Raw genomic sequence first — 24,359 nt, 5'->3', positions numbered from 1 at the left:
GGGCCGCGCCGGGGGTCACACGACGTACTGGACGTGGCGCCGGGCGACGGTGGCGACGACCGCGTGGTGGTCGGCGGCCCAGACGTCCCCGTTGAAGATCTCGACCTCGATGTCGCCGGTGTAGCCCGCGGCGTCGACGGCGCGGCGCAGGCCGCGCACGTCGGCGTGGCCGTCGCCGACCATGCCGCGGCCCAGGAGGGCGTCGGCGGGCAGCGGCAGCACCCAGTCGCACGCCTGGAACGACGCGATACGGGCGCCGGCGCGGGCGATCTGCTCGTGGACGCGGGGGTCCCACCACACGTGGTAGGCGTCGACCACCACGCCCACCTGGTCGACCGGGAAGCGCTCGGCGATGCCGAGGGCCTGGTCGAGGGTGGAGAGCACGGCGCGGTCGGCGCAGAACAGCGGGTGCAGCGGTTCCAGGGCGAGGCGGACGCCGCGCCGCCCGGCCTCGGGGGCCAGTTCGGCGATGGCGTCGGCCACGCGGGCGCGTGCCCCGGCGAGGTCGCGGTCACCGGGCGGGAGCCCGCCGACGACCATGACCAGGCAGGCGGCGCCGACCTCGGCGGCCTCGTCCAGGGCGCGCAGGTTGTCGTCGATGGCGGCGGCGCGGTCGGGGCCGGTGAGGAAGCCGCCCCGGCAGTAGGACGAGACGCGCAGCCCGGAGGCGCGGACGCGGCGCGCGGCGGCGGCCGTCCCGGCCTCGGCCACGGGTTCGCGCCACAGGCCGATGGCGGGGATGCCCGCGCGTAGGCAGCCGTCGACGGCCTCGCCGACGCTCCACCGCTTGACGGTGGCCTGGTTGAGGGAGAGCCGGGCCAGGCGGGGGTCGCCGGGGGCGGGTGTGGGCACCTCGGCGGGACGGCCGGAGGGGACGTCGACGGCGGTGCCGGTGGCGGCGGTCACCGCTCCACCCCCGCTGCGGCGAGGAGCAGCCGCATCCGGTGCACCGCTGTGTCGGGGTCGGTGAGGACCCCGGCGGCGTCGGCGAGGCGCAGCGCGGTGGCCAGGTGCGGCAGGTCGCGGGCGGCCTGGAGGCCGCCGACCATGGTGAAGCCGGGCTGGTGGCCGTTGAGCCAGGCGAGGAAGGCGATGCCGGTCTTGTAGTGGTAGGTGGGCGCGGAGAACAGGTGCCGGGCGAGGGGCACCGTGGGGTCGAGCAGGGCGCGGTAGCGGCCGGTGTCGCCCGCGTCGAGGGCGCGCAGGGCGGTGGCGGCGGCTGGGGCGATGGCGGCGAAGACGCCGAGCAGGGCGTCGGAGTGGCGGCGGCCGTCGCCGAGGATGAGGTCGGGGTAGTGGAAGTCGTCGCCGGTGTAGAGCCGGACGCCGCCGGGGAGGAGGTCGCGCAGCCGGACCTCCAGGGCGGGGTCGAGCAGCGACACCTTGATGCCGTCGACGGCGGCGGCGTGCTCGCGGATCAGCGCGGCGACGTCGGCGACGGCGTCGGCGGGGTCGGCGTGCCCCCAGTACCCGGCGAGGGCGGGGTCGAACGCCGCGCCGAGCCAGTGCAGGACCACCGGGCGGCGGACCTGGTCGAGGAGGCGGCCGTAGACCTTGGCGTAGTCGTCGGGGCCGCGGGCCCCGGCGGCGAGGGCGCGGCTGGCCATGAGGACCGGCGTGGCGCCCGCGTCCTCGACGGTGGCGAGCTGAACCTCATAGGCCGTGATAACGCTTTCCAGACCGGCCTGCCCGGCCGGGAGGTGGTCGGTTCCGGCCCCGCAGACGAGGGCGGCACCACGGCCGCGCGCCTCGGCGGCGGAGCGGCGGATCAGCTCGGCCGTGGCCGGCCAGTCGAGGCCCATGCCGCGCTGGGCGGTGTCCATGGCGTCGGCGACGCCGAGGCCGAGGTCCCAGAGGCGGTGCCGAATGGCCAGGGTGGCGTCCCAGTCGAGCCGGGCGGGGGCGCCGAAGCCGTTGCCGGCCAGCGGGTCGGCGACCACGTGCGCGGCGGCGTAGGCGGCCCGGGAGCGGGGCGGCGCGGCGGATGCGGCCGCGGGCGCGGGGGCCGCCCCGGTGACGGTGTAGGGGGCCAGGCCGCCGTCGGGGCCCGGCAGGCGCAGGGTGCGGTCGGTCACGAGAGGCCGACCTCCTCGATGGCGACCCGGTTGCCCGACCGCGACGAGCGCAGGCCGGCCTCGGCCATCTGCAGCCCGCGGGCGCCCGACAGCAGGTCGTAGGGGAAGGGCGTGCCGGCGCACACGTGCGACAGGAACAGCTCCCACTGGGCGCGGAAGGCGTTGGCGAACTCGGCGTTGTCGGGGACGCGGTCCCACTGGCTGCGGTAGTCGGCGGTGTCGGCGGCGTCGGGGTCCCAGACCGCGCGCGGGGTGACGGCGCGGTGCTGCACCCGGCACTCGCGCAGGCCGGCGACGGCGCTGCCCTCGGTGCCGTCGACCTGGAACTCCACGAGTTCGTCGCGGTCGACCCGCACGCTCCACGAGGAGTTGATCTGGGCGATCACGCCGCCGTCCAACTCGATGAGGGCGTAGGCGGCGTCGTCGGCGGTGGCGGTGTAGGCGGCCCCCTGCTCGTCGCGGCGCTCGGGGATGTGGGTGACGGCGCGGGCGGTCACCGCGCGCACGGGCCCGAACAGGTGCTCCAGGATGTAGTGCCAGTGCGGGAACATGTCGAGCACGATGCCGCCGCCGTCCTCGGCGCGGTAGTTCCAGCTCGGGCGCTGCGCCTCCTGCCAGTCGCCCTCGAACACCCAGTAGCCGAACTCGCCGCGGATGGACAGCACCCGGCCGAAGAAGCCGCTGTCGACCAGCCGGCGCAGCTTGAGCAGGCCGGGCAGGAAGAGCTTGTCCTGCACGACGCCGTTGCACACGCCGGCGTCGCGGGCGAGCTTGGCCAGCTCCAGTGCCGCGCTGAGGGTGCCGGCGGCCGGCTTCTCGGCGTAGACGTGCTTGCCCGCGGCGATGGCCGACCGTACGGCGTCCTCGCGGGCGGTGGTGATCTGGGCGTCGAAGTAGACCTCGACGGAGTCGTCGGAGAGCACGGCGTCGAGGTCGGTGCTCCACCGCTCGATGCCGTGCCGGTCGGCGATCTCGCGCAGCTTGGCCGCCGACCGGCCCACCAGGACCGGCTCGGGGATGACCCGGGTGCCGTCGGGCAGCGGCACTCCCCCGGCCTGCCGGATGGCCAGGACCGACCGGGTCAGATGCTGGCGGTAGCCCATGCGGCCCGTGACGCCGTTCATGGCGACGCCCAGCACACGCTCTTGCATACGTCGTCCTCCACCTCGGATTGAGAAAGCGCTTTCCAAGGTACTTCACCGGGCCTTCCGACGCCAGGGAGGGCCCGCCCGCCGACTCACCCGACCCCGAGACCGCCGGGTCACCCGGCGACGACCGCGCCGCCCCCCGGCCGCCCCGGCCCACCCGGCGGACCGCACGGCGGCACCGACCAGGCGGCCACCGACACGGACCGGGCTCGCCCCCCAGGGAAAGCCCCGGCTACCCAGCCGATCCGCCCCACACCGACACCGGCTGCCGACCACCTCGTTCCCCGAGGAATCGCCGTGACCGCCCGGCCGACCCGGCCCGCGCGGCAACCGCCGAGGTGCCAGGCCACAACGGCGGCGGCAGCGACGGCGACTGCGACCGGGCGGCCACCGGTACGGGACGGTCTCGCCCGCCGGAGAGGCATGGGTGCCAGTCCGATCCGGCCGCCCCCGCACCGGCTGCCGACCACCTCGTCCTGCGAGGACCGCAGTGACCGCCCCGGCCCGCACGGCGCCCGGACGCCACCAGCACAAGTCCGGAATCGACCATCCGGGAAAGCCCCGCAGCCAAGCCGTGTGGCCGGACAGCCCGGCGGCCGGGAGCGAGCCCCGGCCGCCGGGCTGTCCGGCCACAGCACCAGCGACCCTGCCGAACCACCCCGACCCGGAAGGCCCCCGTGACCGCTCAGACCCGTGCGACGCCCGGACGGCCACCGACACAGGTCGCGACCGCCCGCGCCAATTCCGCCCGTCAGGCCGTCAGGCCGTCAGGCCGCCGGCGGTCAGCGGCACAGATCGGTCTCGACGTGGGTGCACACCCACCGGCCCGGGCCGAACGCCACCCGCAGGGCCAGCGCCCGGCAGCGCTCCCCGCAGTCGACGACCGCGCTGACCTCGCCCACCCCGGGCCCGGGGACGCGCAGCAGCGCGCGGCGCACGCGCGGCCGGTGACGGCAGGCGTAGGCGCCCGCGCGCCGCCGCAGCAGCTCGTAGGCCGCGCCCGTCAGCAGGTGCCGCAGCTGCGCGGGCGCGCGCTGGCCGCCCAGGACCTCGGCGACGTGCTGGGCGAAGCACGACATCTCACGCTGCCGGCGCGCGTGCGGGGTGTCCGGCCGAGCGGGCGGACGGCCGGGGGGCCGACCCCCGCCCGGCCGTACCGTCCGGGCGGGCGGATGCCCCGGGACGCCGAGCGGCGGACCGGCGGGCGTGCGGGGGCGCGGAGGACCGAGGGGCCATGCGGATCCCTTCCCACTTGGGCACCCCGAGGCGGGCGCCGCGACGAGGGCGACGGCCGGAGGCACCGACGCCACCCCCTGAGAGAACCTGTCGCCCCCGCACGGACACCTGGAATTCCGGCTTTTTCGCGCAGCCGGGCGATGCCCTCCGAGCAGGTCGGACAAGTCGGATAGACCGGACGCCGCGGCCGGAGGCGGGGATAGACCGTCCGCACAGGCCCCGTCGTAGAGCGCGATTCCCGTGGTCCTCCCGACCGCGATCGCCCTGCTCCCCCGGAGCGGGCTGTCGCACATCCGGCCGTGCGCCGAACCGGGTGGAGCCGGTGTACAGCGGGGGCGACCGCCGCGTATCGGCGCGACGCCGGTACCGGTGTTCGATCCCTCCGAAGACCCGCCCAGTCCTGGGGCTACTCCCCATCGTGCCGGTCGCCCTTTCCGTTCCACCCCGGCGGAGTGGCCGCGGTTCGGGCCGGCCGGAGGGGTCGGCGCCCGCGCCGAGCGGTCCGCCGGGGGACGCCGCCATCGGACCGGAACAGGACAGCGTCGCCGACCCCGCGACGGCACGGTCCGCCTGCGAGGGGCCGACCGGTAGTCGAGGCCGGAGAACCTGAACCTCTCCCATCCGACCACGCCGAGGGGCATCCCTGCCGGCACGAGGACCGACGACCGGAACCGCAGGCTGCGGGCGACCTAGCCACGGCGTCGGCCGATTCGTTGCGTTCGACCCGACGTCACTCTCCGATTCACTTCCTCGGTCCGGGGATTCTTGCGGCGAACGTACGGGCGGCGGGCGGGAGGGGGGTGGGCGGGTCTCGCTCGGGGGTGGGGTTCTTGGCGGGGGTCGGGCCGGTGCCTGGGGAACCCCGGGTGACGGGCGGTCCGCTCGGTGGGGAACGCGGGTGGGCGCGGGTTCGAAGCGTCCGGGCCGTGGCGGCGGGTGGGGGCGGGGGCGGGCATACTGCTGCGTGTGATCTCCCATCGGTACCTCGACTCCCCCGCACCGATCGGCCTGGCGCACCGCGGCGGCTGGCTCACGGACGCCTCCGGGCGGGTGCGCACCGGCCTGGAGAACACGGCGGTGGCGTTCCAGCACGCCGTCGACCTGGGGTTCCGGTACCTGGAGACCGATGTCCACGCCACCCGCGACGGCGTGCTGCTGGCGTTCCACGACCCCACGCTCGACCGCGCCACCGACCGCGCCGGCACCATCGCCGACCTCCCGTTCAGCGAGGTCCGCCGCGCCCGGGTCGACGGCACCGAGCCGGTGCCGGTGCTGGAGGACCTGCTGGGGTCCTGGCCCGACGTCCGGTTCAACATCGACGTCAAGGCCGACGGCGCGGTCGCGCCGCTGGTCGAGGTGGTGCGCCGGACCAACGCCTATGACCGGGTGTGCGTGTCGTCGTTCGACCAGCGGCGGCTCGACCGGGCGCGAAAGGCGTTCGACCGGCCGGTGGCCACCTCCTGCGGGCCGGTCGACGTCGCCCGGCTGCGCTGCGCCTCGCTGTCGCCGCTGCTGCGCCTGCTGGCCCGGCGCGGGCTGGCGTGCGCGCAGATCCCGTTGCGTGCGGGCCGGTTCCCGCTGCTCAGCCGGGACCTGATCGCGACGGCGCACCGCCTCGGCCTGCAGGTCCACGTGTGGACGATCAACGACGGGCCGCTGATGGAGCGGCTGCTCGACGCCGGGGTCGACGGCATCGTCAGCGACGACACCGCCACCCTGCGCCGGGTGCTGCGCGACCGCGGCGCCTGGCACCCGACAGGGACCCCCACCGCCTAGGACAGGACACCCCCCATGCCTTCTCCCCCCGAGGCCCCCTCCGCGTCCGGGCACCCCTCCGCCGACCCGGCGGGACGCCGCCGGGAGCAGCGCGCCTGGTACATGTACGACTGGGCGAACTCGGTGTTCTCCACGTCCGTCATCACCGTGTTCCTCGGCCCCTACCTGACCTCGGTCGCCGAGGCGGGGGCCGGCCCGGACGGCCGCATCAGCGTCCTGGGCTGGGCCATGGACCCCACCGCGCTGTACCCCTACGCCACGTCGCTGTCGGTGCTGCTGCAGATCGTGCTGCTCCCGGCGGTGGGCGCGATCGCCGACTACACGGGCCGCAAGCGGATGCTGCTCGGCGTCCTGGCCTACCTGGGCGCGTTCGCGACGGCGGGCCTGTACTTCGTGCAGGGCACCGGCTACCTCCTGGGCGCGGGCCTGTTCGTGCTGGCCAACCTGGCGTTCGGGGCGTCGGTGGTGGTGGCCAACTCGTTCCTGCCGGAGATCTCCGACCCCGACGAGCGCGACACGGTGTCGTCGCGCGGGTGGGCCATGGGCTACCTCGGTGGGGCGCTGCTGCTGACGGTGCACCTGGTGCTCTACCTCGCGCACGACAGCCTGGGCGTGGCCGAGGGGCACGCCGTGCGGATCTCCATGGCGTCGGCGGGCCTGTGGTGGGCGGTCTTCACGGTGATCCCGCTGCTGCGGTTGCGCGACCGGCGGGGCGCTGCGGCGGCCCTGGTCGTCCCCGCCGCAGCGGACGCTCCGGACGAGGCGGACGGGGCGGACGGGGCGAAGGTCCCGGTCGGCGTCGGCGGTGCGCACCCGGCGGCGCCCGCGCGGCGGGCCACCGGGGCGGCGGCGGTGCTCGCCAGCTTCGGCCAGTTGGCGCGGACGGTGCGCGGCCTGCGCGCCCACCCGGGGACGCTGGTGTTCCTGGTGGGCTACCTGCTGTTCAACGACGGCATCCAGACCGTCATCGCGTTCTCCGCGACCTTCGCCGACCAGGCCCTGGGGCTGGGCCAGGAGGTGCAGATCGGCGCGATCCTGATGGTGCAGTTCGTCGCGTTCGGCGGTGCGCTGCTGCTGGGCGCCATGGCGCGGCGCCTCGGCACCAAGCGGACCATCCTCGGCAGCCTGCTGGTGTGGATGGTGGTCGTCGCGGTGGCCCCGCTGCTCCAGGCGGGGTCGGCGGTGCAGTTCTTTCTGCTGGCGTTCTTCATCGCCATCGTGATGGGCGGCACCCAGGCGCTGTCGCGGTCGCTGTTCTCGCTGCTCATCCCGCGCGGCAAGGAGGCCGAGTACTTCGGACTGTACGAGATCAGCGACAAGGGGTCGGCGTTCCTCGGCTCGCTCACCCTCGGTGTGGCGCTGGACGCGACCGGGGGCGACTACCGCATGGCGATCCTGTCGCTGATCGTGTTCTTCGTCGCCGGGTTCGCGGTGCTGCTGTTCCTCAACGTGCCGAAGGCGATCCGGTCGGCGGGCAACACCCCGCCCGACCACGTGTGAGGCCGCGCGCCCGGGGCGGTCGCCCCGGGCGCGCGGCCGACGGCGGTCCGGTCAGCGGGCGCCGCGCTCGCCGCGTCCCTGGCCCGGCCGGTCCAGGGCGGGGACGCCGCTGTCGGACAGCGTGGCGGCCTCGTCGGCCACGCCCGCCCACGCGCGCACAGCGGCGGTGGCGGCGGCGCGGTCGTCGGCGGCCAGCAGGCGGATGCTCGCCCCGTGGTTGGCGCCGGGGGCGACGAAGGCGTGCGTGTCGCGGCGCTCCGCGCCGGGGCCGGGCCGGAACGGCTCGGCGCCCCACGGGTCGTACTCGCCGTTGACGAACAGCACCCGCTCGGCGCGGTGGGTCACCCACCGGTCGATGTCGGGCATGGCGCGGTGGTCGTAGCGGACGGGCAGCAGCTCGTCGGTGAGGTAGTTGCGGGCCTGGAACAGGCCGGGGTGGCGCAGCACGCCGTCGAGGTGGTCGGTGGGCACGCTGGGCGTGCCGAGCTGCGTGGCGGCCTGGTAGTAGTACGGCAGGTACGGCTCGGTGCCCTGGTCGGTGTAGAACTCGAACCCGGCGACCTCGTCGAGGAACGCCGCGATGTCGGCGGTGGCGGCATCGGGGGCGGGCACGCCCGCGCAGTCCTCCGGCGACCCGTACTGCCAGAACGCCCACGGGGTGTCGAGGACCAGCATCTCCAGGGTGCGGTCGGCGCTGCCGATGGTGGCGTCGAAGGTCCACCCGTTGGCGGCGGCCAGCTCCTCGTAGTGGGCCACCAGCTCGTCGCGGCGGTCGCCCAGGGCCTCCCGCTGGAGCTCCTCCAGGTCGGTGCGGCACTGCGGGTCGTCGCCCACCTCCTCGAAGAACTCCAGGTAGGCGGAGTCCTCCCGGTCGCGGACGTCGTTGGGGGCGACGTAGGCGATGGTGCCGTCCACGTCGCCGGGGTGGAACCGGCGGTGGTAGACCGACGCCATGCCGCCCTTGGACGCGCCGGTGGACAGCCACGCCTGCGCGTAGACGTCGTCCAGGGCGGTGATCAGCCGGTGGTGGTCGTCGGCGGCCTGCTCGATGTCCAGGTCGTCCCAGTCGGCGGGGTCGGGGCGCGAGGGGTCGAAGAACCGCTGCTCGACCGAGAGCTGGTTGCCGTCGACCAGGGCGGTGGGCTCGGAGCGGAACGGGGTGAGGGACACCCCGTAGCCGCTGGTGTGCAGCACGGTGGGCCGGTCGACGCCGCGGTGCAGGAGGGTCAGGCGCTGCTCGAAGGAGCCGGAGCGCGGCCGGTCGTGGTCGGCGGGCTGGCGGAAGCCGAGGACGAAGAAGCGCCACCCCTCCTGCGTGGGTGCCTCCTGGATGACGCGCAGGCCGGGCACGGCCTCCAGCAGGTCGGCGATGTCGTCGGCGGCGGGCTCGGCCACCGCGGGCGCGGCGGACACGGCCAGGGCGGACGCGGTCAGCAGGGCGGCGGCGGCGGTGCACCACGGAACAGCGCGCTTGCGGGGGATCACCCGATCGACCTCCTGTGCGAAGTGGTGCCCATTGAGGGGCCCAGCAGCAGAACCGTAACGTCTTCCGGCCCGTGGAAGCGGTATTCAGGGTGCTCGCTGGTGTCTCCCGCCCGGCTGAGCTCTTCGTCTTTCACGAGATGTCAGGGCGGGATGCACCGGCGGCCCACGGTTCCCGGGGGCCTGCCGATGCCACGTGATCTCACAGGCCCTGGAACAAATACTGGGAAAGACGGCGATTTCGCAGGAAAGCGCTGATATATCGGCGGGGAACAGGTGCCTACCCGACAGTCGGCCGCAGCGTCAAGCCTTGTCGACCGCACCCGAACACGCAGCTCACAGCCGGTTTCCAACCCAAATTACAGTCACCCCCTGAGGGTGATTTGTCGTTTCAATCATACGATTACGACCCTGTGTCCGATATTCATCCACTAGCCGGGGCAGGACATATGCCGCTAGGCAGCGATTCACCCTGGTCAGAGCCATGATGGTGGGCCGTCGCCCAGGAGAAGGGCGAGCGCCGAAGCAGCACCCGCCCCGTTCTTGACCGGCGACGCAGATCCTCCTGCGTCGATGCCTGGACTCCCACACGCAAGTAGATTCGTCCCCGAACGAGAGCCGCCCGTTGTGGACGCGGCCGGAGGTTGATGTGAGGGCGGGGAGCCATGGTCCGAGCTTGGACAGTCCGTGGGGGCCAGTTCGGGGAGCGGGAAGAGCAGGCGCTCGACGAGGGTGTGGTGATCGCCGGCTGGGAGAAGGTCGGCGATCTGAGTGGCTGCGCGTCGATCGCCGATGTGGGAGACCTTCTCAAGCGCGCCTATCCGGATGAGCCGCCCGCCACCGTGGACAACTGGAAGCACCAGCTGTGGCGGTTCATCACGATGGAGATCGGAGACCTGGTCGTGATGCCCCGGAAGTTCCTGGCCGTCGTCGCGATCGGGCGACTGGCCGGCGGCTACGAGTACCGGAGCGAGGCCGCCCCCGGCTTCCGGCACACGCGCAAGGTGGAGTGGGTCCGCCCCCAGGTGGAGCGTGCCGCTATCGGTGGCGACCTCCGGGACAGCATGGGATCGCTCCTGACCGTGAGCGAGCTGCGGCGCCGTGACGCGGCACACCGTGTCGAGACACTGGCGCAGACCGGTGCCGACCCCGGCTACAAGGGAGCCGTGGACCCCCCTGCGGATCCCGAGGCGTTGGAGCAGGAAGTGCGCGATGAGGGCACCCGGCAGCTGACCGCCCGCGACCTGATCGGCCTGTGGGGCTGGCAGCGGCGCACCGGCGATGTCATCGACCTCGTCGACCAGGAACTGGCGGCGCGCGGCCTGCAGGTGTCCCCGCACTTCACGGAGGTCCAGCTCGACGGCCTGATCACCGCCTCCGCCCAAGAGAGCACTCTGACGGGCGAAGCGGCTCCGGAGCCCGCGGGAACAGACCTCGGCCACACGGCAGCGCGAACCTCGGGTGAGGATCTGAGTCGCCACTGGCGCATCGGCAGCCTTCCCTTCGCCCGCGACGTCGTCACGATCGGCTTCGACGAGCCGCTCAGCCGCGCCATCACGCGCATGGTCCAGGGCGACTTCTCCCAGCTTCCGGTGGTGAACCGGAACAACGTGCTCCGGGGGGTCGTCACCTGGGAGAGCATCGCCCGTGCCCAGTTGGGCAACCGCGGCGCGACCATAGCCGCGGCGCTGGACCCGCACCCGCACACCGCTCAAGAGCAGGAAGAGCTGTTCGTCCGCATCGACGACATCCAGCGCCATGGGTTCCTCATCGTCACCGACGGCGACAACCTCGTGCTCGGCATCCTCACCGCCTCCGACCTGGCCGATCAGCTCAAACTCCGGGTCGAGCCGTTCATCCTCCTCGGCGAGGCGGAGCGGCGGCTGCGCCGGCTCACCGACCGGCTGCCCGTGGACCAGCTGCCCATCGGTTCGGTACGCAATACGCGCGCCGCGGGCAAGTACCTCACGCTCGGCCAGTATCCGGAAGTCCTCAGGGACGACGCGTGTTGGGCACTCCTCGGATGGCCGTACGAACAGGATGACCTCGTCCGCCGCGTCACCGCCGTCAAGAACTACCGGAACGAACTCGCCCACTGGGACATGGACGCTCCGGAGACGAAGACCGAGGCTCTGACGGAGACCAAGCAGCTGCTGAGCCTGCTGAAGTTGATCGATCACGATCCACGGCCGTGAGCCACGGACGCGCCCTGGGCCGGCCGCCGTCCTATCGGGCTTCCGGTCCAGGGCCGTCGAGGCCGAGCCGGATGACCGCGAGTTCTTCGGCTATCTCGCTCGCCAGCTCGTCCTCCGGCCCACTGATCAGGACGACGTCCTGGTACAACGGCTCCAGTACCTCCTTGGCCTCCGCCGTCCGCCCCTGCGCGAGCAGCAACATGCCGATGTTGTGCCGAAGGTCCACAGCCTCCTCGCTCGCGTCGCTGTCGACGGCGCGTACGACTTCAAGGACTTCCCTCAATTGCGCCAGCGCGTCGGTGACCATGCCGAGGCCGGCGCGGCACCGCGCGGCTTGGGCGCGGCAGGCGCGGGCATGCTCGCTGGTCGGTCCGGCGATACGGGCGTACGCGTCGGCGAGGGTGTCGAACTCGGGGCGCGCGGCGCGGTAGTCACCGCCGAGAAGGCGCACGGCGGCACGCTCCCTACGCAGCGAGAGAACGGCCTTGTTCTCGGGGCCGAGCGCGCGTGCCGCCGGTTCGATGACCTCGCCGAGCACGTCGACCGCCTGCACGAACCGTTCTTCCTGGATGAGATGACCGGCGTGGTCGCGGGCGGTCCTGATGTCCTCCCGCAACTGGGCCGGCACCGGCATGGGCCGCAACACGGCGGGGCTCGGTCGTTGGGCGGCGGGTGCCTGTTCGCGCGCCCGGGGTGCGTACGGCTTGCGGTAGAGCGCGGTCGGATCAGGCACCCCGGTAGGGCCCTGGCCACCGTCGGCGGTTGCCTCCTCGCCGGGCAACGGCAGAAACGGAAGCAGTTTCTCGTACACCTCCTGCGTGTCGGCCGGCCGTTCCTCGGGGGCCTTGCCCAGCAGACGGAGGACAAGTACCTCCAGCGCCTCCGGCACCTCGGGACGCAACTGCCGCAATGGTGTGGGGGCTTCACTCACATGCTGGTACATGAGGCCGAACTCGTCGCCGGCGGTGAACAGCAACCGTCCGCTCAGCAGTTCGTGCAGAACACACCCGAGTGCGTAGAGGTCCGTCCGCGGCGTGATCGTGCCACCGCGCACCTGCTCGGGAGCCATGTACTGATACGTACCGACCGGCGTTCCGGTGACCGTCAGCTTCGTGACGTCCGTACGGAGTATCGCGGCGATACCGAAATCCAGGACCTTCACCGTGCCGTCGCCGGCGACGAGGATGTTGGACGGCTTCAAGTCGCGGTGGATCACAGGGACTCGGTGAGCGTGCGAGAGCACGGTCGCGATCTGCGCGGCCACCGCTGCCGCCCAGCCGATCGGCAGCGGATTTTCCGGATCGATGTACCGGGTCAGCGAGATGCCGTCGACGAGTTCCATCACCAGGAACAGCCGCTCCAGCGAGGCGTCGAGCACCGCGTCGTGCACCTGGGGCACCCCGGGGTGCTGGATGCGCGCGGTGATCCTGGCCTCCCGTTGGAAGCGCTTGGCGAACTCCTCCGCCAGGTGAGGAGCGGCGGCCAAGGACGCTTGCCGGAGCAGTTTCACTGCAACCGGTCGATCGAGAACGGTGTCGTAGCCGCGCCACACGTCGCCCATGCCCCCGTGATCGAGCTGCTCCAATAGTTCGTAGCGGTCGGAGATGGGTTCGGTCGGCACGGTGCTCTCGCTTCCTGCGTCGATCGGGGGGGGTGGTGGGGGGGTTCGCGGTGCGCCGATACGTGCCCAGTGCGACGAATGGGGTGATCGTCCATCCAGGCCGGGCCCAGCCGAGGTCAGGAGGCGAGCGGGACCGGGGGGTGCCCGGCCCCGCCGCCATCAGAGGTGACGACGAGGGCGTCAGAACCCGTCGTCGACCCCTTCCTCCCGCCGGATCATCCGCCATGCCGCCCGGCGCGCACTGCGGTCGAGGCTCGACTTGAAGTCCTTGTCACTGCCGAAGTACCGGCGCCCGAGACCGGCCATGGCGTTGATGTGGTCGGCCATCTTGTCCTCGAAGACGTCGTCGAAGACCAGTCCGAAGTTCTCCACGTCGTTGTTGGCCACGGCGGCGGCCCGGACCCTCGGGTCGGCCGTGGTGGCTTGATAGGCGGGGAGGACGTCCTGCTCGGTGAACTCGGTGCCGAACTTCTCGTTGAACTGCTCGATCACCTCGGACAGCGGCGACTTCTCGGCCTCCTTGGCGCCGCCGGCACCGTCGCCGAACCCCTTGAGATCCGCGGCCCCTTCGGGGCTGAGCGACACGTCGTACTCGCCGGTCTGCTCCACGCGCATGTGGCTCAGGTCGACTTCGCCTATGTCCACGCCTCCGTCGGCGCGCCGCGGCAGCCGGTTGAGCAGATGACGACCGTACAGGTGCAGCCGCTCCAGCTCGGCGTCCTGGTAGGGCACGATCTGTGCGAGGAACCCGTACTTGCGGACGTAGTCGTTGAGGTCGGAGCGGAAGTCCTCGGCCGTCTCGGCTTCCTCCTCATCAGCGCTCTCCATCAAGGCGGTGAACCGCTCGACGGCCGGGGCCAGCAGCCGGTACAGCTCGGCGTGCAGCTTCTCCCACTTGGTCTGCGACCCGCCCGCTTTCTGCTCCGCCTCAAAGTACGCGGCGGTGAACGCGTCCATCTCCTGCTCGGTGAGCACCGGCGCCGACATGACGCGGCCCTGTGCGGTGTAGAGGAGGTTCGGGTCGGACGGGAGGGTGTTCGCCTCCTCGAAGTACGGACGGAAGGCGTCGCGGATGTCCTCGGCGTTGTTCACGAAGTCCAGAACGGCGAGATCCGATTGCGCCTTGCGTTCGGCGGTCCGGTTCAACCGGGACAGTGTCTGCACGGCCGCGATACCGGTCAGTGTCTTGTTGACGTACATCGTCGTGAGGAGCGGCTGGTCGAATCCGGTCTGGTACTTCTCCGCGACGACCAGGATCTTGTACTCGGGCTTGCCCCGGCCGCCCGCCTTCACGGCCTTGTCGTCGGCGCGCGTGTACGCGAAGGCCGCCGGCAGCGCACTCTCGGCGAGCCCGCCGTTCTCCTTGCTCTCGGTTGTCTCCTCACCGTCGACGGTGAGCGATCCGGAGAAGGCCACGAGGACCCCGAGTTCCGGGTACTTGGTGTCGTAGTCCCGGTCTTTGATGTAGCTCTTGATGGCGCGCGCCATCTGTACGGCGGACTGCCGCGACGCGGTGACCACCATGGACTTGGCTCGTCCGCCGAGCCGACCGCGGGTGTGCGTGACGAAGTGCTCCACGATCACCTGGGCGTGCTGTGCGACGGTCGAGTCGTGCGTGAGCGCGTACCGGGCGAGCAGGCCGTTGGCCTTGGAGGGTTCGACCTCCTTCTCGTCCGGATTCTGGTTCACCAGCCTCCAGTACGTGTTGTACGTGACGTAGTTGCGCAGCGGATCGAGGATGAACCCCTCCTCGATGGCCTGTCTCATCGAGTACGTGTGGAAGGGGCGGTACTTGGTCTCGCCGGCCTTGGTGTCGCGCGTGCCGAAGAGTTCGAGGGTCTTGGCCTTGGGGGTCGCCGTGAAGGCGAAGTAGGAGAGGTTCGCGGCCTGCGACCGCTCCTCGGCCTTCTCCTTGAGCTGGTCGGTGAGCGTGACGGTTGTGGCGCCCGGGTCCTCGGAGTCGGAGTCCAGACCGAGGTCGCGCAGAGCGGACTTCACAGCGGTGGCGGCGTCACCGGACTGCGAAGAGTGCGCCTCGTCGACGACGATCGCGAACCGGCTGCCGGCGATCTCGGTCGGGCTGCGCTTGATGTAGTCGAGCAGCGCCGGGAACGAGTGCAGGGTTACGGTGACGATCTTTCCGGTGTCGCGGGACAGCGCGCGGGCGAGTTGCTCGCCCTTCGCCCCGCTTTTCTCATCGATCTTCACGACGAGCCCGGCGGTACGTGAGAAGCTGCCGACGGTCTCGCGAAGCTGAGCATCGAGGTTGCGCCGGTCGGTGATGACGATGATCTTGTCGAAGACCGGCTCGCCGGGCGTGATCCGCCCTTCGGCCACGGCCTCCTGGTCGAGGGCGCGCGGGTCGGTATCGGCGTGCAGGTCCGACAGGCGGTGGGCGAGCCAGCCGATGGTGTTGGACTTGCCGGACCCGGCGGACGCCATGATCAGGTAGTTCTGTCCGGAGCCGTGGCGGGCGGCGTGGGTCGTCAGCTTCTTCACCGCGTCCCACTGGTGGAAGCGGGGAAAGATCGTGGTCCGGCCGGCGCCCTTCTTCTGCTTCTGCTGGTGGACGAAGCGTTCGAGGAGGTCGAGCCAGTTCTCCCACTCCCAGACCTGCTCCCACAGGTAGGAGGTGGCGTACTTACCGAAGGCGGTGGGGGCGGGGTTGCCGGCACCGCCGGGCAGGCCGGGACCCTCGGAACCGGTGTTGAAGGGCAGGAAGCGGGTGTTTCTGCCCTTGAGCTGGGTGGTGACGAAGACGAGGTCCGGGTCGATGGCGAAGTTCGCGATGACGCGCTTCGCGAAGATCAACTCGGTGGCGTCGCGGTCGCTGCGGTACTGCTCCTTGGCGTGCTCGACGCCCTGCCCGGTGAGCGGGTTCTTCAACTCTGCGGTGGCGAGCGGAATTCCGTTAAGGAATAGGGTCAGGTCGAGGCGGTGGTCTTTGTCGGCCTGCTTGGTGGCGTACGGGAGCTCGCGGACGACGGTGAGGCGGTTCGCCCGATAGGGGGCGAGGATGGCGGGGTCCGCGACGAGGTTCGGCTTGAAGTACGCGACTCGCATCTTCACGCCGCGGTCCTTCACCCCCTCGCGGAGCACGTGCAGCACGCCGTGCTCGGCTATGACCTGGTCGAGTCGGCGGGCGAAACCGCGCTGGGCTTCGGCCTGCCCGCCGTAGACGTTCGCGAGCTCGTACCACTCGTCGGGCTGGGTGGCGCCGATGAAGGTGAAGAGCTCGTTGGTGTCCAATCCGATATCAGGCCGGTATTCCTTGGGGTCGGCCTCGCGCCAGCCTCGGCCGAGGAGGGCAGCGACTATGGCGGAGCCGAAGGCTTGTTCATTGTGCACGGGGGGCATGGAAGCGAAACTCCTGTTCGGGGTCAGGCTCCGGATTGGATTGAAATTCCGGTGGTTACGTTGCGGCCACTGGCCGTGGAAACATCGAATTTTCCGGTTACGGCGGCGGTAACCAGAGATATTCGGCGCTCGTCGAGCAGCTTGCCGAACTTATCGAACTTGTCGCGAAGGGGCCTCACCATCCTGACCTGCTCGCCAATACGGCGCTGCTCAGAAATCGAGGCCACAGGAATCGGAATTCGCCCGAACATGTCCCAGTTCCGAAAATCGAAGGCTCGCTCACGGGTACTGAAAGAAAATCCTGTTAGATAATCCTGGAGCGCGAGGGTCCGAAGCATGCGTCCATAGTACAGCGCGTCGCCTTCCCCCTTGGGTGCAAGCACATGGTATACGGGACTGCAATTACCTTCAGCTTCAGAAGTTCCGATAGCACCCGCAAAACCATCCAATCCATGCACCACGACATCACCCACTTTCACGGCTTGACCTTGAGGCTCACTAGAGGCTGAGTTTGTATATCCCTCGGTTCGACGCAGAGAACGCGCCGTTACCTGGCCATCCCGAAATGCCGTGACCACCTCCGGGGAATCAGAGGGCGGACGCACCTGTTTCTCAAGCAGCCAACGCATCGCTAGAACAGGACCGCCAGCGAATCGGTCAACCAATCGACTACGGCCGATTACCGCGAGGACCTGATGCTCGATGCGCTCGTCCAGCAGCTCGTACATCCTCGACCGCGCCCGCAGCATCGCTTCCATTTTACTGATCTCGACGTCAAGGAATTCGGAGATTCGGCACTGCTCCTCCAAGGTGGGCACAAGCATAGGAATCCGCCGGAATTCCTCGAAAGGCAGGTCCCATTGGTTGGGACGAATTCCCTTTGAGGCTGCTCGATAGAGATGGATGTACGGCCGCGAACGGAGCAAGTGGTGCGCGAACCTTGGATCCACATCTCGCGAAATCTCACATACGAAATATGCAGGACTTACGATTCCCTCGTGTAGAGATACACCGAGCGACCCTTGCCATGTCTTCATTTTATTCAAAACGAGGTCTCCTGGTCGCACGTATCGGTACGCCGTCAGGTCCTCGCTCGGCTTATTGAAATTATCCTCACGACTGCTCTTCGGTACGACTCCGTAGTCGCGATAGACCGAGAGTAGTTCCGCATCAGGACGCCCTGTCACATCACGCCGTCGGATGATGGCCCACAGCGGAATCCTCAACCAGTGTGCCGGCGCAGAATCCAACGCACTGTAGTCCAGGTTCAATGCACCAGTCACTTGGCTACATCCCCCAACAGCCTCTGAATTTCGATCTCCAACGCTTTCAGCTCGGCGTCGATTTCCGCAAGCGGTCGCGGAGGCTCGTACACGTAGAAGTGCCGTGTGAACGGGATCTCGTAGCCGATCTTCGTCTTCGAGTGGTCGATCCACGCGTCGGGTACATGCGGGTGCACCTCTCGCTTGAGGTACTCCTCCACATTCTCCCCGAGCGGCACGTTCTCGTAGTCCCGCAGCTCCGGGTCCGGCTCCGGCTCGCCCTTGACCAGCTGCACCTCGCCCTCTGGATCCCGGACCCCGACCACCTCGCGCATCGCCTTCATGAACGGCGCGCCCCCGGGCCACATCAGCCCGGCCGCCGCCACCGCTCCCTTGAGCTCGTTGAACGCCTCCGCCTTGGTCCCCCATGTCGAGCCGAGTAGCGGGCGGAACGCCTCCACGAACTCCTCCGGCTGCGGAAGCTTCAACACCGGCTTCGCCGCCGCCAACCCCGCCAGCGTCTCCTCGGTCACCTCGAACCGGAGCTTCAACGGTCGCTCCACCGTGATGCGCTGGTAGCCGAACGCCGAGTTCTGGAACACCTTGACCTTGCCGTGCAGCGGGTGCTCCGGGTCGTCCGCGACGCCCACCGCCTCCGCGTACAGGCGTGTGATGTCGCCGATGTGGTTGGGCTTCCCCGCCTTCCCGTCCCCCAGTTCCTTGCGCTTGTCGCCCAGTGACTTGCGCATCTTCACCCACTGGTCGCGGGCGTCGAGGAGCACGACCTTGCCCCGGTGGTCCGGAGCCTTCCGGTTCGTCAAAATCCAGAAGTACGTTGAGATGCCCGTGTTGTAGAAGAGCTGGTCCGGGAGGGCGACGATCGCCTCCAGCCAGTCGTTCTCCAGAATCCAGCGCCGGATCTCCGACTCACCCGAGCCCGCCGCTCCGGTGAACAGCGGGGAGCCGTTGAAGACGATCGCGATGCGGGAGCCGCCACCCCCGTTCACGTCGACCGGCTTCATCTTGGACAGCATGTGCTGGAGGAAGAGGAGCGAGCCGTCGTTGATACGGGGCAGGCCCGCGCCGAAGCGGCCCGCGTCGCCCATCGACCTGTGCTCCTCCTCGACCTGGTCCTTGACCTTCTTCCACTCCACGCCGAACGGCGGGTTCGCCAGGAGGTAGTCGAACTTCTTGCGGGCGTGGCCGTCGTCGGAGAAGGAGTTGCCGGCGGCGATGTTCTCCGGGTCCTGCCCCTTGATGAGCATGTCGGAACGGCAGATCGCCCAGGATTCGGGGTTGAGCTCCTGCCCGTACACCTCGACCGTGGCGTCCGGGTTCAGCTCGGTGATGTGGTCCGCGGCCGCGCTGAGCATGCCGCCCGTGCCGCAGGCCGGGTCCATGACACTGCGCGCGACGCCCGGCACGCTGAGCGCGTCGGCATCCGGTGCGACCAGGAGGTTGACCATCAGCTTGATGACCTCGCGCGGGGTGAAGTGCTCACCCGCGGTCTCGTTCGACTGCTCCGCGAAGCGGCGGATCAGCTCTTCGAAGATGTAACCCATGTTGTGGTTGGGCACGGTCTCCGGCCGCAGGTCAAGGTCCGTGAACCTGCCGATGACCTGGTAGAGCAGACCCGCATCGTCGAGCTTCTTGATCTGGCGGCCGAACTCGTACTTCTCCAGAACCTCACGCGCGTTGTCGGAGAATGCGTTGACGTAGTGCTGAAGGTTGTCCGCCGCCGTGTTCGCGTCGTTCGCGATCGCCTTCAGGGTGAGGGTGCTGGTGTTGTAGAAGGCGTGGCCGGACGCGCGGCGCAGCAGCCGTTCCGGCTTCACGTCCTGGCCCTTGTACTTGGCGTACTCTGCGGCGAACTTCTCGCGCGTCGGAGCCAGGACGCATTCGAGCCGGCGCAGCACCGTGAACGGCAGGATCACCTTGCCGTAATCGGACTGCTTGTAGTCGCCGCGCAGAAGATCGGCCACGGACCAGGCGTGGTTCGCCAGTTCCCCGTGCTTATTGCTGTCCAACGGTTTCCCTTCGGGAACGGTCTTCTAGACGGGTGGGCGGGAGGATGCGATGCAATGCGGTAGAGCGGCTGGACGTCTCTACGGTGCGGGACGGGCGGGGTGCGCTACATGGCCGTCGTCCGGCGCCGGAGGCATCAGTGTCCCGCTGGACAGGCCGTCCGAGAGCGTCTTGGGCAGCAACGTAGCGAGTTCGGTCACCCGGCGCACCTCCTGCCGCAGTCCGTACAGGTACCGGAAGGCTTCGCCGTACCTGCGCTGCTCCTCCAAGGGCAGGAGGGGAACGCGCAGGCGTGACGCGTCTATCTGCAGCGAGCTGGTCCCGACCGACGCGCTGTTGAGGTTGTCCTCCGCGGCGAGGAACCCGGCCAGGAACCAGGCATCGAGGCGTTTCCGGTCCGGGCGGATCAGGCGCACTCCGCGGCCGATCACCGCACCGCTGTCCTGTTCGTCGGCGACGCGAGCCTTGATACCGCTGTCACTGCGGATCTCGGACAGCAGAACATCCCCTTCGGTGACGATCACCGTCGTGGGCGGGACGGGCGTCTCCGGTTCATGCGAGGCCCGCTGACCTGCGGCCAGGTCGCGCCCACTGAGGACGGGCCGATTAGCGAACTCGGCGGGAGGCGGAGCGTCCTGCTCACGAGAGGAGGGCGAACCGGCGCGGTGGAGAGTGAGAGCCCCACCGCGCGTGAGGTCGGCGAGAGTCGCCGTACGCCACTGGCGCGCCTCCGCGCCGGCTGCGGGCCACTCCCCCGCACGCGCGGCGGCGGCCAACTCATCGACGGCTTGCGCCAGTTCACGTCGCAGTCGACTCACCTGTTCAGCGACGGCGACCGGGGCCACCGCGGCTGCCGCTGTACGGATGTTACGGGCCGGGGTGACATCGACCAGGTCGTCCAGGAGATCCACCACCGGGACGGCACGCGCCTGGCCCGGGACGTCGTCGAAGGAGGCCGGGGCGGTGACGTATGACGCCCAGTAGCCGAGCACGCCCTCGCTCAGGGCTTCCCATGCGGCGGTGACCACACCGTCACTCCCGGCCGACCTGCCGGCAGCGGTTGTCCGCGCTGGACGGATGGCCGGCTTCCCACCCGAGCCGGAAAGGGCTGCACCCTCCACACACAGCACCGACTGATGTTCCGGGGCGGCCAGTTCAGGGCGCTGGAGCACCCACACATGCAACCCGATGTGGAATGGCGGGGCGGCCCCGGCCGGCAGTGAGATGACGGCGCGGAGCGCCCCGGTCCGAATCAGCTCGGCGCGGATGCGGCGGCTCAGAGAGCGGGATGCAGCGGCAGGAGGGAGAAGCATGACGATGAACGCTCCGGGCGTGACGTGGGCCAGCGCGTGCTGTACCCATGCCAGTTCCGAGTCGCCGCGGGCCGGGACTCCGTAAGCCCAGCGGGGATCGTAGGCCAGCTCGTCGTGCCCCCAGTCGCGGTCGCCGTAAGGCGGGTTGCACAGTACCCCGTCCGCGGAGAAGTCTGCGAAGGCGTCAGCGCGCAGAGAGTCGTCCGCACGGATGTCCGCCACCGGTCGAGCCGATGGATCAGCCGTCGGATCAGGCGATGAACACGGAACTTCGAGGTGCAGGCGGACCAGACTGCGCCGGGCCTGTACGTCCATGAGGTCCTGACCGAACAGCCGTTGCGCACCCTGCCGGGCCGCGGCGACGAGCAGCGCGCCGCCGCCGCACGCAGGATCGAAGACACTCGCCGGATAAGGGGCTTGGGGCCGGGCGGCGCCCAGTAGCCGCGCCATGAGGTCGGCCACCGGCCCTGGCGAGGCATACACGCCGCTGACCGCCTCGTCCTCCAACTCGCGCTCCGCCAGGACGTCCACGGCGTCCTGCGTCCGACCTGAGTCGATACAACGGAGCACGGCACGCAGCAGCGACGCGTCCGACGCCGAGTAGGCCACGTCACCGAAACGGGTTTCCAGCGGCGCGGCGAGCTCCTTGACGCCCTGCTGCGCCCGAGCCGCCACGTCACCGTCCGAGAGCTCATCCGCCACCTCGAAGAGGTCAGGGCGTCGACTCGCGACGAGCACGAAGGGGAGCAGGCGGGCCGCCAAAGAACGGCCGTGCGCACTCAGCCGCAGCAGTGTACGCAGCTCTTCGAGCGGCGGAACCTTCTCTCCGTGTCCGCGCCCCGCCAGCCAGCCGCGCACCTCCGCAAGGTCGTACAAGGGACTGCTGTCCGTACCGCCCGCGGGAGCGGGGAAGTCCGTGTGGCGCCTGCGCCAGTTGCTGACCGTCGCGCGCGTAACCCCAGCGAGGCGGGAGATCTCCGCAGCGGTGACCTGGGCGGACCCCTCGGGTGCGCCCGAGGAGTCGGGCTGCTTAGGCATGAGAAGGGTTCCTCACTGTTCGGCATGAGCGACAGGCAACAGAATACACGAAGCGAAGCATCGTGAAACAGTTTGACAGTGCTTTCGATGTTGTGTTCAACTCAATGCGTCGTCAAACGAAAGCTTCTGGCATCGACCCAAGGAGTGTATTCATGACCATCGCCATGCCCACCGCCGCCGTCGAAGGCATCCAGCTGACCGTCACCGCCTTCCGCCCGGACGCCGTCATCGGCACCATCGGGCTGCCCACGCTGCTCCAGCTCGTTCCGTCTCCGAAGACGGAGGAGGACAAGCGGGCGCTGAAGTACGCGTCCGGTTCGGTGCGCCGCCACGCCGAGGTGCGCGCCTTGGTGCAGCGCATGCTCAAGTCGACGCAGAAGGGGCGGAACGTCTCCGCCTACGCCTCCTACATCGCCGGCGGCGTCAGCGGCGGACACGGAGCCGCGTGGTCCACGCCGCCCATCACTCTGTGGCTGGACGGCCGCCCCGGCTCGGTCGGCGACGAACTCGTCGCGGGCAGCGGGATCTGCCGGATCACCGTGTTGCCGGGCTCCCCCGTGGTGGCCATCGACGGGGAGACGCAGGTCGCGGCCTGGCACGAGCTGTACGACGCCCCGGAGCGGTTCGGCGTGACGTTCGAGCAGCTGAGCCGGGTCCGCGTGCCCTTCGAGCTCTACTTCGGGCTCAGCGTCCAGGACGCCCGGCAGATCTTCTACGACCGCAACGTCGAGGGTGTACCCGTCGCCAAGAACCTCGCCATGTCCATGGACCAGCGCGACATCGGCACCCAGCTCGCACACCGGATCGCCGAGTCCGTGAAGGTCGAGCACGACGGCAGGATCGTGCCGCTCACCAAGCTCGTGCAAACCCGCAAGCGTCAGCTCACCAAGGCCGACCCCGAGGTCGTCACGCTCTCCGCGCTGCGCGTCCTGGTCATCACCGCGCTGCACGGACGCGCGGGGCTGGCCCTGTCGTCGTCGACCGTGCACGATGCCGACCTGCCGGACGGCATCGGCGCCGAGCAGGCCGAGCGGGAACTCGTACCTTTGCTGGCGCACCTGATCGCCGGGCTCTTCCCCCACTTCGCGGCGCGCGACGCGGTGAGCGCTCCGGCCGTCCTCGCCGGCATCGGCATCGCGGCCCACCAGGCGACGAGCTGGGCGGCGACCGGCACGCGGCTGAGCCAGGACGAACTGGCACGCCTACTGGAGCCGGTGCGCTTCGAGCGGGAGGCTCGCTTCTGGGACGGAATCGCCGCCAGCGCCAACGCGTCCGGCGTCCTCAACTTCGGTGGCGGCGCCAAGGACTCCGGTGGCCGGGTGGCCGACGCGATCCTCGGCCCGGACACGGACCACGGCCGCCGGATCCGCGGCTGGTGACCAGCAGGTGCATGCGTGGGCCGCAACGCCTCCCGGTGCACCGCCATGGACCCTGACGCCCACACGGGTGGGGCGGCTCAGCCGACGCGAGGCCGGCCCACCCACGCCCGTCCCACACGGGATCGAGGGCACAATCGGTGCACCCGAGGCGCGCGAAGCGGGGGCCGACCATCGGGTGGCGCCGGGGCCGGGTCAAGGGCGGGGCGTCCGTCGGCGCGTCGTCGGGGGACGGGTGATTGCGGAGGTGCGAACGGGTAAGCGGGATAGCGGAGGAGACCGCTCGGCAGTGCGGTCCCGTGAACCCACGCGAGGAGAACCGTGCTCTACGGCAAGGAACACGTGCAGCGCTACCAGGAGACCGACGGCGCGGAGGGCCACGACTGGCAGGGGACCACGGTCCTGCTGCTGACCACTACCGGCCGCAAGTCGGGGCAGGAGCGCACGACGCCGCTCATCTACCGTCCCGACGGCGACGCCTACGTCGTCGTGGCGTCCAACGGCGGCGACCGGGACCACCCGCTGTGGTACAAGAACCTGCTGGAGAACCCCGAGGTGGGCGTGCAGGTGAAGGGCGACCGGTTCCGGGCGCGGGCGCGCACGGCCGACCAGGCCGAGAAGACCCGCCTGTGGCCGACCATGGCGGCCACCTGGCCGGACTACGACGAGTACCAGACGAAGACGGACCGGGACATTCCAGTGGTCATCCTGGACCGCCTGTCCTGACCCGCCGGGGCCGCCCAGGGCCGTTCCGGGGCGGCCCCGGGCAGACCGGATCGAAGACCCGGCTCCGTGTCGTCCGGGGCGCGGCGGCGGGCGGGCCGGGCTGAGAGGTCGGCCCAGGAGCGGCCGATGCGCCGCGCAATCCAGGCCGAAGGGCCGGGCGCGGGTGACCGGCGCGCCGCGCGGCCCAAGCCGAAGGCCGGGCGCGGAAGGCCCAGGCCGAAGGGCCGGG

At 70.3% G+C, this 24,359-nt stretch carries 15 protein-coding genes; 5 read left to right on the top strand and 10 right to left on the bottom strand.

Features of this window, described 5'->3' with window-relative positions; genetic code table 11:
• Positions 1–15: 15 nt before the first annotated feature.
• The 4 genes from NT8_RS16620 to NT8_RS16605 all read right to left on the bottom strand — a co-directional run bounded on the left by NT8_RS16620 (position 16) and on the right by NT8_RS16605 (position 4,302).
• Entirely contained in the window at positions 16–906 is an 891-nt protein-coding gene (locus NT8_RS16620; protein WP_067970423.1) for a sugar phosphate isomerase/epimerase family protein, read from the bottom strand.
• The gene (locus NT8_RS16615) at positions 903–2,075 is read right to left on the bottom strand and encodes a DUF993 family protein (protein WP_067970421.1); all 1,173 of its coding nucleotides are present in this window, start codon (positions 2,073–2,075) and stop codon (positions 903–905) included. The genes NT8_RS16620 and NT8_RS16615 overlap by 4 nt, the downstream gene beginning before the upstream one ends.
• On the bottom strand, positions 2,072–3,226 hold the full coding sequence (locus NT8_RS16610; RefSeq protein WP_067970417.1) for a Gfo/Idh/MocA family protein: 1,155 nt from the start codon (positions 3,224–3,226) through the stop codon (positions 2,072–2,074). The genes NT8_RS16615 and NT8_RS16610 overlap by 4 nt, the downstream gene beginning before the upstream one ends.
• Positions 3,227–4,005: 779 nt before the next feature.
• Entirely contained in the window at positions 4,006–4,302 is a 297-nt protein-coding gene (locus NT8_RS16605; RefSeq protein ID WP_067970414.1) for an Rv3235 family protein, read from the bottom strand.
• Between the two features lie 1,126 nt (positions 4,303–5,428).
• Between NT8_RS16605 and NT8_RS16600 the strand changes: the two genes are divergently transcribed.
• Together NT8_RS16600 and NT8_RS16595 are read left to right on the top strand one after the other, a co-directional pair.
• Entirely contained in the window at positions 5,429–6,235 is an 807-nt protein-coding gene (locus tag NT8_RS16600; RefSeq protein WP_067970428.1) for a glycerophosphodiester phosphodiesterase family protein, read from the top strand.
• A gap of 15 nt (positions 6,236–6,250) precedes the next feature.
• Positions 6,251–7,735 (top strand): MFS transporter, encoded by a 1,485-nt coding sequence (locus tag NT8_RS16595; protein WP_067970410.1) that lies wholly within the window; start codon positions 6,251–6,253, stop codon positions 7,733–7,735.
• 51 nt (positions 7,736–7,786) lie between these two features.
• Here NT8_RS16595 and NT8_RS16590 read toward each other — a convergent pair whose 3' ends face one another.
• The gene (locus NT8_RS16590; RefSeq protein WP_169805224.1) at positions 7,787–9,220 is read right to left on the bottom strand and encodes an alpha/beta hydrolase family protein; all 1,434 of its coding nucleotides are present in this window, start codon (positions 9,218–9,220) and stop codon (positions 7,787–7,789) included.
• 734 nt (positions 9,221–9,954) lie between these two features.
• On the opposite strand from NT8_RS16590, the gene NT8_RS16585 reads away from it, so the two are divergent.
• Positions 9,955–11,412 carry a CBS domain-containing protein gene (locus NT8_RS16585; protein WP_169805223.1) on the top strand — a complete coding sequence of 486 codons (1,458 nt, stop codon included), beginning with the start codon at positions 9,955–9,957 and terminating at the stop codon, positions 11,410–11,412.
• Between the two features lie 31 nt (positions 11,413–11,443).
• On the opposite strand, the gene NT8_RS16580 is transcribed toward NT8_RS16585, so the two are convergent.
• From NT8_RS16580 to NT8_RS16565, 5 genes are all read right to left on the bottom strand, one after another.
• Positions 11,444–13,033 carry a serine/threonine-protein kinase gene (locus NT8_RS16580; RefSeq protein WP_067970406.1) on the bottom strand — a complete coding sequence of 530 codons (1,590 nt, stop codon included), beginning with the start codon at positions 13,031–13,033 and terminating at the stop codon, positions 11,444–11,446.
• Positions 13,034–13,213: 180 nt separating this feature from the next.
• Positions 13,214–16,096, bottom strand: a complete 2,883-nt coding sequence (locus NT8_RS16575; RefSeq protein ID WP_245646212.1) for a type I restriction endonuclease subunit R — start codon at positions 16,094–16,096, stop codon at positions 13,214–13,216.
• Positions 16,097–16,413: 317 nt separating this feature from the next.
• Entirely contained in the window at positions 16,414–17,199 is a 786-nt protein-coding gene (locus tag NT8_RS29395) for a restriction endonuclease subunit S (RefSeq protein WP_157515860.1), read from the bottom strand.
• 470 nt (positions 17,200–17,669) lie between these two features.
• Complete coding sequence (locus NT8_RS16570) at positions 17,670–19,679, bottom strand: type I restriction-modification system subunit M (protein WP_067970400.1); 2,010 nt, start codon at positions 19,677–19,679, stop codon at positions 17,670–17,672.
• Between the two features lie 78 nt (positions 19,680–19,757).
• Positions 19,758–21,866, bottom strand: a complete 2,109-nt coding sequence (locus tag NT8_RS16565; RefSeq protein ID WP_245646211.1) for an N-6 DNA methylase — start codon at positions 21,864–21,866, stop codon at positions 19,758–19,760.
• Between the two features lie 314 nt (positions 21,867–22,180).
• On the opposite strand from NT8_RS16565, the gene NT8_RS16560 reads away from it, so the two are divergent.
• The gene (locus NT8_RS16560; RefSeq protein WP_084469015.1) at positions 22,181–23,407 is read left to right on the top strand and encodes a DNA sulfur modification protein DndB; all 1,227 of its coding nucleotides are present in this window, start codon (positions 22,181–22,183) and stop codon (positions 23,405–23,407) included.
• Between the two features lie 318 nt (positions 23,408–23,725).
• Positions 23,726–24,130: a nitroreductase family deazaflavin-dependent oxidoreductase gene (locus tag NT8_RS16555; protein WP_067970393.1), complete on the top strand. Its 405-nt coding sequence runs from the start codon at positions 23,726–23,728 to the stop codon at positions 24,128–24,130.
• The last annotated feature ends 229 nt before the right edge of the window (positions 24,131–24,359 follow it).

It is taken from the genome of Nocardiopsis trehalosi NBRC 14201 (assembly GCF_001552555.1).
Taxonomy (GTDB): Bacteria; Actinomycetota; Actinomycetes; order Streptosporangiales; family Streptosporangiaceae; genus Nocardiopsis_B; species Nocardiopsis_B trehalosi.
Note: the sequence above shows the minus strand (reverse complement) of the source record. Positions and strands in the feature narration are given on the sequence as shown.